Raw genomic sequence first — 13,565 nt, forward strand, 5'->3', positions numbered from 1 at the left:
TGAAGGTAACAAATAGGTTACTTATCATGCAAGCCGTGGATCTTGCCTCAGGAGATGAACGTCTCCAATTCAACAAGTGTTTCTTGAAGCGTCCAAAACTCCCGATCAACCCCCGCCAGCCTTGGCCGCTTCAAGACAATCACCGGTACCCCACGTTCGCGCGCCACTTCCAGCTTCGGCTCGGTGGCGGTGCTGCCGCTGTTCTTGCTGATCAGCACATCGATCTGCCGCCGCTCGAATAACGCGCGTTCATCCGCCAGCAGAAACGGCCCGCGGGCGCCGATCACCTCGCAGCGCTCGTTGCCCGGATAAACATCCAGTGCGCGCAAGGTCCAGAACTGGTCCAGAGGGATTTCGTCGAGGTGTTGCAACGGCTCGCGACCGAGGGTGAACAGCGGGCGGCGAAACGGTTTGAGTGCGGTGATCAGTTCGGCCCAATCGCTGACTTCGCGCCAGTCATCGCCGGGTTGCGGCTGCCAGGCAGGGCGACGCAAGGCCCAGCAGGGAATGTTGGTCAGTTGCGCGGCGGTGGCGGCGTTCTGGCTGATTTGCGCGGCGTAGGGGTGGGTGGCGTCGAACAGCAGATCGATGCCTTCGTCACGAATGAATTGCGCCAGACCTTCGGCGCCGCCATAGCCGCCGACGCGCACCTGACAGGTCAGGTCGGTGGGCACCCGGCCAACCCCGGCCAGGCTGTAAATGTGTTCAGGCGCCAACGTGCGGGCGATGGCCAGCGCTTCCGTGACACCGCCGAGCAGCAAAACTCGCTTCATGCAAAACCTCCGGCCTGGCCGACGATGCCGCCCTGACGATCAATCGCAAACACCTCGACCTGAACCTGCGCCGGTACCACGCTGCGGGCGAAATTCAGGGCGTGGCGACAGACCTCGTCACCCAACGCGATTCCCGCCGCACTGGCCATGGCCAATGCCTGCTGACTGGTATTGGCCTCACGAATGCCTTGCTGCAATGCTTCATCAGCGCCAATCGCCGCTGCCCATTCAGCCAGTTGCGGCAGGTCGATGCTCGAATGTCTTGAGTGCAGATCCATATGCCCCGCCGCCAGTTTGCTGATCTTGCCGAAACCACCGCACAGGCTGAGTTTATCCACAGGTACTTTGCGCAAATGCTTGAGCACGGCGCCGACGAAATCGCCCATTTCGATCAGCGCGATTTCCGGCAGGTTGTAGACCCGGCGCATGGTGTCTTCGCTGGCATTGCCGGTGCAGGCGGCGATGTGCAAATAACCGTTGGTCTTCGCCACATCGATGCCTTGATGGATCGACGCGATGTAAGCCGCGCAGGAAAACGGCCGGACGATGCCGCTGGTGCCGAGGATCGACAGACCGCCGAGAATGCCCAGGCGCGGGTTCATGGTTTTCAGCGCGAGCGCCTCGCCGCCCTCGACATTGATCGTCACGTCGAAACCGCCGGCATAGCCGGTTTCGGCGGCGAGCAGGCTCAGGTGATCGCTGATCATCTTGCGCGGCACTGGATTGATCGCCGGTTCGCCGACGCCCAGAACCAATCCCGGTCGGGTCACGGTGCCGACGCCAGAACCTGCATTGAAGCGAATCCCCGGCTCGTCTTTGAGCTGTACGCGCGAATACAGCAACGCGCCGTGGGTCACGTCCGGGTCGTCACCGGCATCCTTGATCGTCCCGGCTTCGGCGCCGTCAGCGGTCAGGCGACAGAACTCCAGACGCATCTGCACCTGTTTGCCTTTGGGCAGGACGATCTGCACCGCATCCGCTGCAATTCCACTCAGCAGCAGGCGAGCAGCCGCGAGACTGGTAGCGGTGGCGCAACTGCCGGTGGTCAGGCCACTGCGCAGCGGCGCGGGTTGTTCGGCAGTTTCGTCACGCATCGAGAGGTTTGACCAGATCGAGCAGAGTGATCGGCAGTGCCTGGCGCCAAGTGTCGAACTCGCCGAGCGGTTGCGCCTGAGCGACGTGGATGCGCGTCAGTTCGCCGCCGTAGCGTTCGCGCCAGTTCATCAAGGCGACTTCACTTTGCAGCGTCACCGCGTTGGCGACCAGTCGGCCGCCGGGTTTGAGTTGTTCCCAGCAGGTCTCGAAGACACCTTCACGGGTCACGCCGCCGCCGATGAAAATCGCATCCGGACGCTCCAGTCCGGCGAGTGCCTGTGGCGCGCGGCCCCGTATCAATTGCAGGCCGGGCACGCCCAAGGCATCTCGGTTGTGTTCGATCAATTGCTGGCGACCGTCGTCGGCTTCGATGGCCAATGCGCGGCAACTCGGGTGCGCGCGCATCCATTCGATGCCAATTGAGCCGCTGCCGGCGCCGACGTCCCAGAGCAGTTCGCCTGGAGTCGGCGCCAAGCGGGCGAGGGTGATGGCGCGCACATCGCGTTTGGTCAGTTGACCGTCATGCCGGAACGCCGAGTCGGGCAGGCCGGCCAGGCGCGACAGGCGCGGGGTGTTCGCGTCGGCGAGGCATTCGATGGCGATGACGTTGAGGTCGGCAAGCGGCGAGTCGTTCCAGTCATTGGCGCTGCCGTCGATCCGCCGCTCGGCACTGCCGCCCAGATGTTCCAGAACGCTCATCCGGCTCGAACCAAACCCGCGTTCGCGCAAAAACTGCGCGACGGCGGCCGGACTCTGCCCATCATTGCTCAGCAACAACAGGCGCACGCCGCTGAACAGTTGCGCGTTGAGCGCCGCCAGCGGTCGGGCGACCAATGACAACGTCACAACCTCCTGCAACGGCCAGCCGAGACGCGCGGCGGCCAGCGAACAGGAGGACGGCGCGGGCAGGATCAGCATCTCGTCGCTCGGCACCTGACGCGAAAGGCTGGCGCCGACGCCGTAGAACATCGGATCACCGCTGGCCAACACGCAGACAGATTCGCCACGACGTTCAAGTACCGGCGTCAGGGCAAACGGGCTCGGCCACAACTGCCGCTCGCCGCGAATGCACACCGGCAGCAGGTCCAGTTGGCGCTGGCCGCCGATGATCCGTGAAGCGCCCATCAGGGCTCGCCGGGCATTTTTGCCCAGGCCCTTGAAGCCGTCTTCACCGATTCCCACAACCGTCAGCCAGGGTGACATCTATATTCCTCTAAACACGCCGTTCCGACGGGCAGTCTTTTCATGCCGCCGGACAAAGCAGGCATAATACCGCGCCTTCGCCCGCGAAGCGCCTTTCCCACGCAGCCGGTCAGCCCCTTGAACGAACGCCCGATGTCCACCGCTTTACGCCCCTCGGCCTGTCCGGGGTTGTTGCGTATCGTCCAGGCATTGGACGGCGGCATCTGTCGGATCAAGCTCAATGGCGGCGCGATCAGCGCCGATCAGGCTGACGCGGTGGCCGATGCCGCCGAACGGTTCGCCAGCGGGGCGATCGAGGCAACCAACCGCGCCAACCTGCAGATCCGCGGGATCGGCGAGCAGTCCGCTGCACTGATCGACAGCCTGCTCGCTGCCGGCCTCGGCCCACGCACGGCGGCGGGCGACGATGTGCGCAACCTGATGCTCAGTCCGACTGCCGGGATCGACCGGCACATGTGCGTCGACACCCGCGCGCTGGCCGAGCAGATCCTCGACACCCTGCAAAGCCATCCACGTTTCCACGAATTGAGCGCCAAGTTCGCCGTGCAACTGGATGGCGGTGAAGCGCTGGCGATGCTCGAACACCCGCATGATGTGTGGTTGTCGGCGTGTGAGCGCGACGGTGAAACCTTGTTGGCGTTTGGTCTGGCCGGGTGCCCGACGGATCCTGCAGTCGGTGCCGTGGCGCTGGAAAACGGCCATGCGCTGGTGGTCGCGGTGCTGGAGTTGTTTCTCGAACGGGCGCGACCCGAGCAAACGCGGATACGCCATCTGCTCGACGAACTGCCGATGCTGGCGTTTCTCGAGCAATTGAGCGAGCGCCTGCCGGTGCAAGCGATCAGTGATTGGCAGCGCACGGCGGCAACGGACGCGCTGCACATCGGTGTACATCCGCAGAACACCAACAATCGGGTCTATATCGGTGCGGTGCCGCCACTCGGTCGCCTCAATCCGAGCATGCTGCGCGGTGCCGCACAATTGGCAAGGCAGTTCGGTGACGGCAGCCTGCGTTTCACACCGTGGCAGAGCCTGCTGCTGGTCAATGTCAAAACGAGCGCTGTTGCGCAAGTGCTTGAAGGTCTGAAGCCACTCAATCTGCTGACCGAAGCCACGGAGCCTTTGTCGCGAATGATCGCCTGTACCGGCTCCAACGGTTGCAGCAAAGGCCTGGCTGACACCAAACAGGATGCGCGTCTTCTCGCCACGATGATGTCGCAGCCGCAGAGCGTGCACCTGTCCGGCTGCCCGCGATCGTGCGCTGCCGCCCACTGTGCCCCGACGACGATGCTCGCCGTCAGTCCCGGTCATTACGACCTCTATTTTCGCGATGCAGCGCTGCCGGGTTTCGGCGCGTTGCACGCACGCAATCTTACTATTGAAGCGGCCGCGACCCTGCTCGACGCCCGCTCTCGGAGCCCCCTTGATGCTTGATTACATCCGCGACGGTCAGGAGATCTATCGCAACTCCTTCGCGATCATTCGCCGCGAGGCCAATCTGGCGCGCATCCCCGCCGACCTGGAAAAACTCGCGGTGCGGTTGATTCACGCCTGCGGCATGGTCGAGGCCATCGACGGTCTGCAATTCTCCGAAGGTGCAGGCAAGGCCGGGCGCGATGCGCTGGCCGCCGGTGCGCCGATCCTGTGCGATGCGCGGATGGTTTCCGAAGGCATCACCCGCGCACGCCTGCCGGCCAACAACGGAGTGATCTGCACCCTGCGCGATGAGAGCGTGCCAGAGCTGGCTCGCGAGTTGGGTAACACCCGTTCCGCCGTCGCGCTGGAACTGTGGCGGCCGCATCTGGAAGGCAGCGTGGTGGTCATCGGCAACGCGCCGACCGCACTGTTCTATCTGCTGGAAATGCTCGACGCGGGCGCCCCGAAACCGGCACTGATCCTCGGCTTCCCGGTGGGCTTCGTCGGCGCCGCCGAATCGAAAGCCGCACTGGCCGCCGATAGCCGTGGCGTGCCGTTTGTGATCATGCAGGGCCGGCTCGGCGGTAGCGCCATGGCTGCTGCTGCGGTCAATGCCCTTGCGACGGAGATCGAATGATGCAGGCAAAGGGACGTTTGATTGGCCTGGGCGTCGGCCCCGGTGATCCGGAACTGATTACCGTCAAGGCCTTGCGCCTGCTGCGCGAATCACCTGTGGTGGCGTACTTCGTTGCCAAGGGCAAAAAAGGCAATGCGTTCGGCATCATCGAAGCGCATTTGCAGGAGGCGCAGAATCTGCTGCCGCTGGTCTATCCGGTGACCACCGAAGCGTTGCCGGCACCGCTGTCGTATGAGCAGGTGATCAGCGATTTCTACGATGAAGCCGCCGAGACTGTGGCCGCGCATCTGGATGCCGGGCGCGACGTCGCAGTGATCTGTGAAGGCGATCCGTTCTTCTATGGCTCCTACATGTATCTGCACGATCGCCTCGCCACGCGCTATGAAGCGCAAGTGGTGCCGGGTGTCTGCTCGATGCTCGGTGGCGCTTCGGTGCTGGGCGCGCCGCTGGTGTATCGCAATCAGAGCCTGTCGGTGCTCTCCGGCGTGTTGCCCCATGAAGAATTGAAGCGCCGTCTGGCCGATGCCGACGCCGCCGTCATCATGAAGCTGGGACGCAACTTCCCGAAAGTCCGTCAGGTGCTGGAAGAGCTTGGCCTGGCCGAGCGCGCGCTGTACGTCGAACGCGCGACCATGGCCAATCAGAAGATCGTGCCGATGGATCAGGTCGAGCCGATGTCCTCGCCGTATTTCTCGTTGATCATTGTGCCCGGCGAACGGTGGCAAGGCTGATGACTCTTTCTACGCCAGCCATCGTCATTCTCGGTCAGGGCAGCCTGGCCACGGCCCGTCGCATTCAACAGCTGTACCCGGCAGCCCGGATCCACGGCCTCGCCGGGCGTGTCGAAGGTGCTGATTGCACGTATCAGGAGTTCGGTGTGACCCTGCGCGAGTTGTATCAGCAGGACACGCCAATCATTGCCTTGTGCGCCGCCGGCATCGTGATCCGCACGCTGGCGCCGCTGTTGCTGGAGAAGGGCGCCGAGCCTGCCGTGCTCGCCGTGGCTGAAGACGGCAGCGCCGTAGTGCCGCTGTTGGGCGGGCTGGGCGGGGTGAACGTCATGGCGCGGGAAATCGCGGCGGCGTTGCAAGTCGCCGCGGCCATCACCACCAGCGGGGAATTGCGTTTCGGCACGTGCCTGCTCAATCCACCCAGCGGTTATGCGCTGGCGGATCTGGAGTTGGGCAAGCGTTTTGTCTCGGATCTGCTGGCCGGGCACAGCGTCCGTATCGAAGGCGCGGCGCCGTGGCTGGATCAGGCGCAGTTGCCGGAAGATCCACAGGCGCAGCGCTCGATTCATGTGGGCAGTGCCACGCGTGCAGCGAGTGCAAATGAACTGCTGATCTATCCACGCAGTGTGGCGGTGGCGATCAGTGCCGACGCTGTGGATCTGCCGGACGCCGTTCGCGCGGCATTGCAGCACGCGAACATTGCGCTGCCATCGCTCGCCTGCCTGCTGGCCGCCGACGCTGAAATGGCTTCGATGAACCTGCACGAGGCGGCGCTTGAGCTGGGCGTGCCGCTGCGGTTCGTCGCCGCGCAAAGTAACCTTGCAGCGTTGGCAGCCGTTGCCGTATCTGACGCCAGGATCGTTAACGCCGGCAAGCTCGCCATCGCGATTGCCGAGCAACCGCTGGACGTTGCAAATATTGGTCGTCCACGCGGGCGTCTCGCCGTCATCGGCCTCGGCCCCGGTGCCGCGGAATTGATGGTGCCGGCGGTAAAAGCCGAACTGGCGCGCTGCACCGACGTGCTCGGTTATGAAACCTATGTACGCATGGCCGGTCCGTTCCGCGACGATCAGGTGCAGCATTGCACCGACAACCGCGAAGAAATGCAGCGCGCCCGTCACGCCTTCAGGCTGGCGGCCGAGGGCCGTTCGGTGATCGTGGTGTCGTCCGGTGATCCGGGCGTTTTCGCCATGGCGGCGGCGGTCCTGGAAGCGCTGCACGAGTCGGATGACCCAGCCTGGCACAGCGTCGATCTGGAAATCCTCCCGGGCGTTTCAGCGTCCCTGGCCACCGCCGCACAGGCCGGTGCGCCGCTGGGCCATGACTTCTGCGTGATGTCGCTGTCGGACAACCTCAAGCCATGGTCGATCATCGAGAAACGCCTGGATCTGGCGGCGGAGGCAGATCTGGCGCTGGCCTTCTACAACCCGATCTCCAAGGCTCGGCCGTGGCAATTGGGCCGCGCGCTGGAAATCGTCGGCCAACACCGCACACCACAAACCCCGGTGGTACTGGGGCGCGACATCGGCCGGCCGGGGCAGACATTGCGCGCTACCACGCTGGGGGCATTGACCCCGGATCAAGTGGACATGCGCACGATGGTGCTGATCGGTTCATCCACCACCTGCACGTTCCCGCGTGCCGACGGACGCAACTGGGTCTACACCCCGCGCTGGTACGGTGAAAAACCTGCCTCCTGAGACCAAGCGGCCCGTGCTGGGCCGCATCTCCATTCTGACCCGGGTTATGAGCGCTTTTTGCGCAGGGCAAAGCGCTGCGTGGTGATGTCACGGAGGCGCTTTTCAATCAGCGGTCTTTGGCTGTGCAGGCGTTGTCGATCAAGTTTGAAAAAAGCGCTGCGCTGAAGCAGCGTTGCCGACTGTTCCTGCCACGACCAGAACAGAAAACTGCTCTTGGTTACGGTGGCGACCAGCTCAAGATTGAACAACGCCATGTGCAGATCGCCCTTGGCGTCGTAACGTACGGGGGCCACCTGAAAGCGCCGACCCATCACACTCTCGTTATCCAGCGAAAACAACGCAGGTTTGTCTGAGCGCAAGGCATCCAGCGTGTCGATCATGGCGTTGCCTTGTTGTGGGTCCTTGGAAATTTCCGCACTGCGTACCAAGTGCTCGGCAATACTGCCGTTAATGTTTGTACGCTTTCGGGTCCTGATCGCGTTTTCATGAAGTGTCCAACCAAGAAATCCCAGGGTTACAGCATATTCCTCCATCCACAAATCAGTACTGGCAAAGCGATTGTGGGCCAGGTCGGCTGACGTTGTTGCGAGGCGCGTACAGTCGGTCAAGTCATCGAAATCCTGCAGGGACAAGTTGTCGATGCAGGAAATAAGGTTGTGGTTGGCAAGTGCCCCAGATGGATGTTCGTTGTTCATAGAGTGCTCCTTGATAAATAAGTTGATGTCGCAGCTTATAGAGCAAAAAGAACGATGGGGTAAGAGCAGTTGTAAGTGATTAAGTTGTCTTTGGTTGTCTGTGCTGATTGAAAATATGTTGAATCAAGTTGTAGTTGGCTGTTCTAAAGTTTGTGCGTTAGTTTTGTGGGGTGTTGCCATGTCGGCACCTCAACATTGAACGCAAGGAAGATTAATAAAATGGAATGTAAAGTATCTGTTGAAGAAAGCACCGCCCTGGTCAAGGCACGTATCGCCAAACGCCAGTCGCTGCCTGCGGAATTAATCCGAAGCGCCCGTGTACGGGCATTCGGCGCCGTGGATGAAAGCAGTCCGACCAAGGCTCTGGATGCGGTGGTGTTGGCCAATACCCTGGTGGGTTACGGTGAAAATATTTCCCTCGAGAACATGGTGATCATCGAAAACGTCATCAAGTTTGCAAAACTCGAAGCCAACTATGAAGTTCCGGGTAATGAGCCTGAAGCGTGGTACCGCGCCTTTGTGAAATGCATGGAAGATGCCGGCTGCTTCATTGCCGACTCCGGTTATTCGGTCTATAAAAAGAGCACCATGCAACTGACCATGAATAATATTGTTGTGGATATCGTCCAGGCCGGCGTTGCAGCGGCTAAAGCGGCTATTCCGGGTGCGACAGTGCTCTCGGCAATTGCCGACTCGACGCTGGATGCCTTGAAGAAAGAGCCTGAGGCCATCAATCTGCTGAACCGAGAAGCTGTCCAGGATAAAGGTGTGCGGCTGGCAGTGTTGCCGTGTGATCAACTGAAGAACGGAATTATTCTGGCGTCGCTGTCGTCGATCGACAGTATCGGCGGTAATAATGAAACTTCGCCTTTGTTCTTTAACTGGAAAACAACCAATCGCAGTATCTTTCGCGGCAGCGCTTACATCACCTTCAATCCTTTGCGTTATGCAGCGCTGAAAGACAGTTTTGAAGAGTATCTCGGCGAGCACTTCAAGGCCGCGCTGAGCAAACGCTTCCAGCGCCGCAAAACCAAGTAATCCGTAGAAACAGGCTGCCGGCAATATTGCCGGCAGTGACCGGAGCAAACAGATGAATTACTCGGTTTATTTTCACGCGGGCGTGCTGCTGGTGTTATCCAGCGCCTTGTCGTCGACGATCAAACAGGATGTGCTGGATACGTTGGCATTTGCCCGGCTGGCAGCTGACGAAGATGTGCCGCAGGGCTTGCAGGATTCACAATGGTTCGACATCTACTCGGGAATCCTGTCTGCCTGTGGCTGGCATTTCTTTGCCGAACAGCACACGGATCTACCCCTGCGTGGCCCGCAATCGACTGTTTCAGGCGAAGAGGAAGTGGTCGCGTTGGCTGAAACAAACCTGTCATCCGGGCAAGGCCTGTTGATTTCGGCGGCTTTGCGCAAGCTGGAGTCAGCATCCCGTGACGCGACGCTGTTGCAAAAGCTCAAGCGTCATTGCCTGTCGGGTGATGCCGGGAGCACACGGTTCAGGGCGATGGCCGGTGTGGTCGAGGAAGGTGGTTTTCTTGGCATGGTTTCGGTGTCATTCGACACGCACGGGACAATCGATCAGTGTTATTTCGAGAGCGGGGCAGCGCGGCACAAGCCTGTCGGCAACGTCATCAGGCGTGGTTATTCGGCCCGTTTCAACCAAGCTCGATACGACGAGTTCAGAGCCGACACCCGGGAATGGCTGGCAACGGAGCTTCACGCACCGTCTATCGAAATCGGTTCGTTGTTCAGCGCAAAGCTCCCGCCTGTCGCGTAGCGGTACAGATCAGTGCCTGGGCCTTATGGCACCAGATAGCCTTTGACCCCGGTAAAGATGATCTGCGCGGCCAGCGCACAGACAAACAGGCCCATCAAGCGGCTGACGATCTGCAAGCCTTGATCTCCGAGAATTCTCTCGATCCGGTTCGACAGATACAGCACCACACCGACGGTGAAGCTGGCCAGCGTGATGCTCAGGATCGCGGTGAGTTTGTCGTCCCAGTGTGGCTGGCTCACGCCCATCACCAATAGCGCCCCGATGGTCCCGGGGCCGACCGTGATCGGAATGGTCAGCGGCACGATGGTGACGTCCTGCTGCACGTTATCGGCCTGTACCGCTGATTTGCCCTGCGCCATGCCCAGCGCCGAGATGAACAGCACGCTGCCGGCGCCGATACGGAACGCGTCAACGGTAATGCCGAAGACATCGAAAATCACCCGCCCGAAGAGGTACAGCAAGACGCTGGAGACCAGCGTGGCGATCGCCACTTTCCAGGCCAGGCGTCGTTGTTCCTTGCGCGAATAACCGCGGGTGAGGGTAATGAAACACGACAATACGAAGAACGGGCTGTAGAGCACCAGCATCTTCAGGTAAACGCTGAACAACACGTGGAGCATGGTGCTGGCTCACTGGCGAGGGTAGTCGTGGGGGAGTCTATCAGGCGTTACGACGGTTGGGTGGAGGCGCGGTTGTGCTGATCGCGTTGCGCGACCCAGTGCTCGACCAACTCACGCAATTGCGACAGCTCGACCGGTTTTGACATATGCCCATCCATCCCGGCCTGGCGTGCGCGTTCCTTGTGTTCGGCGAGGATGTGCGCGGTCAGGGCGACGATGGGCGTACGCGTGCGCTGGTTGCTGACTTCCCACGCGCGCAACTGCTGGGTCGCGGAGAACCCGTCGAGAATCGGCATTTCGCAGTCCATCAGCACCAGATCGTAACGCTGGGCTTTCATTGCTTGCAGGGCTTCTTCGCCGTTGCTGGCGGTGTCCGGCTGCAGGTTGAGCTTGCCGAGCATGCCGCGAATCACTTTGGTCGAAATGGTGTTGTCCTCGGCCACCAGAATGCGGAAGTCGCTGGGCACTTTTGCCGCTGTGGCGGCGGTGACCACTTGCGGCTGGAACACCACCTGGCCTTTGTTGCGCTGATTGAGCTCATCGGCCAGCGTGGTCTTGAGGGTGTAGCCCGCCACCGGTTTGGCCAGAATGCGTTTGATCCCCGAGTTGCGCGCGATGATCTTGCTCGGCGCGTTGCTGATGCCAGTGAGCATGATCAGCAGGATGTCGTGGTTCAGGCTCGGGTCTTCCTTGATCTTCGCGGCGAGCTGCATGCCGGTCATGCCAGGCATGTTCTGATCAAGCAAGACTACGTCGAAGTAGTCACGCAGATGCGCTTTGGTACGCAGCAGGGCCAGCGCCTCTTTGCCCGAAGGCACGGCACTGACGTTGAGGCCCCAGGCGCTGCACTGCTGCACCAACACTTTGCGGCAAGTGTCGTTGTCGTCGACCACCAGCACTCGCGCCCCTTGCAGCGGGCTGTCCAGGTCAGACGTTGGATGCTCCAGGCGATCAGGGTCCAGCGGTAGCGTCAGCCACAAAGTACTGCCCTGATTGGCTCCGCTCTTGATGCCGAATTCGCCCTGCATCAAACGGATCAACTGACGTGCGATCACCAGACCAAGGTTGCCGCCCAGGCGATTGGCCGAGAGGAAGTGCTTGCTGTGCAGTTCGGCGTGCATCAGCGCATCGCGCTCTTCCTGTTCCATCGGCGCACCGCTGTCCTGCACGGCAATGCGCAGACGCGGCTGGGCGCTGCGCTCGTCGAGGGCGACGACGATCAGCACTTCACCTTCTTCGGTTTTCTTCAGGGCGTTTTCCAGCAGGCTCAACAAGGTCTGACGCAGGCGCGTCGGGTCGCCGCTGATCACGCGCGGTACTTGTGGCTGAATGAAACTGATCAGCTCGACGTTCTGTTGCTCGGCCTTGGCCCGGTAGATGCTCAGGCAGTCGTCGATCAGGGCGTTGAGGTCGAACTGCACGTCATCCAGTTCAATCTGCCCGGACTCGAGCTTGGATATGTCGAGGATCTCGTTGATCAGGGTCAGCAATTCGTTGCCGGCGCTGTGGATGGTCTGCACGTAGTCGCGCTGTTTGACCGACAGCGGCGTACCCAGCAGCAGTTCAGTCATGCCCAGCACGCCGTTCATGGGGGTGCGGATTTCATGGCTGATCTTGGCGAGGAACTCAGCTTTGGCGTTGATCTCGGCATTGCTCGCAGCGAGGTCACGGCTGACGCTGAAACGGCTTTCGGTGATGCTGCGCTGGCGCTCACCCAAGGCAATGCTCATCAGCAGGCCACTGATGCAGATGAAGGCCATCAGCGCCATGATCAAGCCTTGCGGCGACACCAGTGTCAGCCCCAGCAGCGCCGGAAGAATGATCAGCGTGCCAATGTTGAACACCACCATGGCCGCGACGAACAGACGCGCCGGGCGATAGCCTTTCTGCCAGTGATAGAACGCGACAAACAACATGCTCAGACCGGCGAGTGCCACCAGTGCGTAAGTGATGATGTTCAGCGGCAGGGTATTGACGAACAACAGCAACAGGCTGCACGTGACGATGAACAGAATATCGCCCAGCAGCAGTTTGTTCAGCGGGTGCGGGCCAAGCGGGGCGAAGAAACGGTAGGCAAACATCAACCCGGCTGGGGCCGTCAGCAGCAGGGCCAGGTAGGCGCCCGGCGTCTGTATTGCATGCCAGTTCGGCAGCCAGGGGCCGGCGAGGTTGAGCAGCAGCAACAGACTGAGGCCCAGCAGGCCTTCGCACACCGCCAGCCACAGGCTGCTGCGCGAGCGTGAATAGGCGTAGCGCACAAGGTTGTGCAACAGCAGCATGCCGAGGCAGCCGAAAAGCAGGCCGAAGACCAGCGTCTGGTTATGGTTCGCCGCACTCATCAGTGCCGATTGCAGGGTGACGTGCGGGCGCAACTGATGGTCGGAAACCATCCGCAGATAAACATCGAGGGGTTTGTCGCTTTGCGGCAGCGGCAACATGAAGTCGCTGCTCGGCAATGGCCGTTCTGCCTGGGGCTGGTCGGTGCCGGTGTTGCGCTGTTCGATCAGCTTGTCGCCGTCGAGCACGTATAGATTGAGCTGTGACAGGTCGGGGGCGAAGATGCGCAGCACTTGTTCGTGCTTGCCGGGTGCCAGTCTGAAACGCAGCCACAAGGCGCCATCGGGCTCGGCTGCGGTGAGGCGGTCAAGGTCGATGGGGCTGAATTGATTGATGTAGCGGGTGGAGCGGATGTCGCTCAGCTGCAGATTGCCCTGATCGTCAAGCAATACCGACCAGCCACTGCCTTGCGTGGCCTGGGCCGGGAGCATGCAGAGCAAGGTCAGCAACGTGACGGTGAAGCTTATGGCAATCCTGAGCCAGCGCACGGCGAAATCCCTTCGTAGGTTGATGCCAGAATATAACGATGCGCGACGGCGGAACAGCCCGGCGAGGGACTGCATCCCTCGCCAAAC

Annotated in this window: 12 protein-coding genes; 6 read left to right on the forward strand and 6 right to left on the reverse strand. The window is 61.2% G+C overall.

Annotated features, from left to right (window positions below; all coding sequences use genetic code 11):
* Window positions 1-47: 47 nt before the first annotated feature.
* Genes JFT81_RS27110 through cbiE form a run of 3 tightly spaced genes read right to left on the reverse strand, consistent with a single transcriptional unit; the run spans window position 48 to window position 3,071 of the window.
* Entirely contained in the window at window positions 48-773 is a 726-nt protein-coding gene (locus JFT81_RS27110) for a cobalt-precorrin-6A reductase (RefSeq protein ID WP_201230411.1), read from the reverse strand.
* Window positions 770-1,867 (reverse strand): cobalt-precorrin-5B (C(1))-methyltransferase, encoded by a 1,098-nt coding sequence (locus tag JFT81_RS27115; protein ID WP_201230412.1) that lies wholly within the window; start codon window positions 1,865-1,867, stop codon window positions 770-772. The genes JFT81_RS27110 and JFT81_RS27115 overlap by 4 nt, the downstream gene beginning before the upstream one ends.
* Complete coding sequence (gene cbiE / locus JFT81_RS27120) at window positions 1,860-3,071, reverse strand: precorrin-6y C5,15-methyltransferase (decarboxylating) subunit CbiE (RefSeq protein WP_201230413.1); 1,212 nt, start codon at window positions 3,069-3,071, stop codon at window positions 1,860-1,862. Before cbiE ends, JFT81_RS27115 begins: the two co-directional genes overlap by 8 nt.
* Before the next feature lie 132 nt (window positions 3,072-3,203).
* Between cbiE and cobG the strand changes: the two genes are divergently transcribed.
* From cobG to cobJ, 4 genes are read left to right on the forward strand one after another with little or no spacing between them, the layout of a single operon-like run.
* Complete coding sequence (gene cobG / locus JFT81_RS27125; protein ID WP_277952830.1) at window positions 3,204-4,502, forward strand: precorrin-3B synthase; 1,299 nt, start codon at window positions 3,204-3,206, stop codon at window positions 4,500-4,502.
* Window positions 4,495-5,121: a precorrin-8X methylmutase gene (locus tag JFT81_RS27130; RefSeq protein WP_201230416.1), complete on the forward strand. Its 627-nt coding sequence runs from the start codon at window positions 4,495-4,497 to the stop codon at window positions 5,119-5,121. The genes cobG and JFT81_RS27130 overlap by 8 nt, the downstream gene beginning before the upstream one ends.
* Entirely contained in the window at window positions 5,121-5,852 is a 732-nt protein-coding gene (locus tag JFT81_RS27135; protein WP_038360788.1) for a precorrin-2 C(20)-methyltransferase, read from the forward strand. The genes JFT81_RS27130 and JFT81_RS27135 overlap by 1 nt, the downstream gene beginning before the upstream one ends.
* Entirely contained in the window at window positions 5,852-7,552 is a 1,701-nt protein-coding gene (cobJ, locus tag JFT81_RS27140) for a precorrin-3B C(17)-methyltransferase (RefSeq protein WP_201230419.1), read from the forward strand. The genes JFT81_RS27135 and cobJ overlap by 1 nt, the downstream gene beginning before the upstream one ends.
* Before the next feature lie 44 nt (window positions 7,553-7,596).
* On the opposite strand, the gene JFT81_RS27145 is transcribed toward cobJ, so the two are convergent.
* Window positions 7,597-8,247: a hypothetical protein gene (locus JFT81_RS27145; protein WP_201230420.1), complete on the reverse strand. Its 651-nt coding sequence runs from the start codon at window positions 8,245-8,247 to the stop codon at window positions 7,597-7,599.
* A 219-nt stretch (window positions 8,248-8,466) separates the two neighbouring features.
* On the opposite strand from JFT81_RS27145, the gene JFT81_RS27150 reads away from it, so the two are divergent.
* Both JFT81_RS27150 and JFT81_RS27155 read left to right on the forward strand, forming a co-directional pair.
* Window positions 8,467-9,285, forward strand: a complete 819-nt coding sequence (locus JFT81_RS27150) for a hypothetical protein (RefSeq protein ID WP_201230422.1) — start codon at window positions 8,467-8,469, stop codon at window positions 9,283-9,285.
* A gap of 52 nt (window positions 9,286-9,337) precedes the next feature.
* The gene (locus tag JFT81_RS27155; RefSeq protein WP_201230424.1) at window positions 9,338-10,033 is read left to right on the forward strand and encodes a hypothetical protein; all 696 of its coding nucleotides are present in this window, start codon (window positions 9,338-9,340) and stop codon (window positions 10,031-10,033) included.
* Between the two features lie 23 nt (window positions 10,034-10,056).
* On the opposite strand, the gene JFT81_RS27160 is transcribed toward JFT81_RS27155, so the two are convergent.
* Together JFT81_RS27160 and JFT81_RS27165 are read right to left on the reverse strand one after the other, a co-directional pair.
* Window positions 10,057-10,653, reverse strand: a complete 597-nt coding sequence (locus JFT81_RS27160) for a MarC family protein (RefSeq protein ID WP_201230426.1) — start codon at window positions 10,651-10,653, stop codon at window positions 10,057-10,059.
* 47 nt (window positions 10,654-10,700) lie between these two features.
* Entirely contained in the window at window positions 10,701-13,478 is a 2,778-nt protein-coding gene (locus tag JFT81_RS27165; protein WP_201230428.1) for a hybrid sensor histidine kinase/response regulator, read from the reverse strand.
* Window positions 13,479-13,565 lie beyond the last annotated feature (87 nt).

The organism is Pseudomonas sp. TH43, from assembly GCF_016650635.1.
Lineage (GTDB): Bacteria > Pseudomonadota > Gammaproteobacteria > Pseudomonadales > Pseudomonadaceae > Aquipseudomonas.

Excerpts from the sequence above, each read along its gene's own strand:
- JFT81_RS27130 (WP_201230416.1), top strand. The coding sequence starts at position 4,495 with ATGCTTGATTACATCCGCGACGGTCAGGAGATCTATCGCAACTCCTTC.
- JFT81_RS27145 (WP_201230420.1), bottom strand. The coding sequence starts at position 8,247 with ATGAACAACGAACATCCATCTGGGGCACTTGCCAACCACAACCTTATT.
- JFT81_RS27150 (WP_201230422.1), top strand. The coding sequence starts at position 8,467 with ATGGAATGTAAAGTATCTGTTGAAGAAAGCACCGCCCTGGTCAAGGCA.
- cobG (WP_277952830.1), top strand. The coding sequence starts at position 3,204 with ATGTCCACCGCTTTACGCCCCTCGGCCTGTCCGGGGTTGTTGCGTATC.
- JFT81_RS27160 (WP_201230426.1), bottom strand. The coding sequence starts at position 10,653 with ATGCTCCACGTGTTGTTCAGCGTTTACCTGAAGATGCTGGTGCTCTAC.
- JFT81_RS27155 (WP_201230424.1), top strand. The coding sequence starts at position 9,338 with ATGAATTACTCGGTTTATTTTCACGCGGGCGTGCTGCTGGTGTTATCC.
- JFT81_RS27115 (WP_201230412.1), bottom strand. The coding sequence starts at position 1,867 with ATGCGTGACGAAACTGCCGAACAACCCGCGCCGCTGCGCAGTGGCCTG.
- JFT81_RS27135 (WP_038360788.1), top strand. The coding sequence starts at position 5,121 with ATGCAGGCAAAGGGACGTTTGATTGGCCTGGGCGTCGGCCCCGGTGAT.
- cobJ (WP_201230419.1), top strand. The coding sequence starts at position 5,852 with ATGACTCTTTCTACGCCAGCCATCGTCATTCTCGGTCAGGGCAGCCTG.
- JFT81_RS27110 (WP_201230411.1), bottom strand. The coding sequence starts at position 773 with ATGAAGCGAGTTTTGCTGCTCGGCGGTGTCACGGAAGCGCTGGCCATC.
- cbiE (WP_201230413.1), bottom strand. The coding sequence starts at position 3,071 with ATGTCACCCTGGCTGACGGTTGTGGGAATCGGTGAAGACGGCTTCAAG.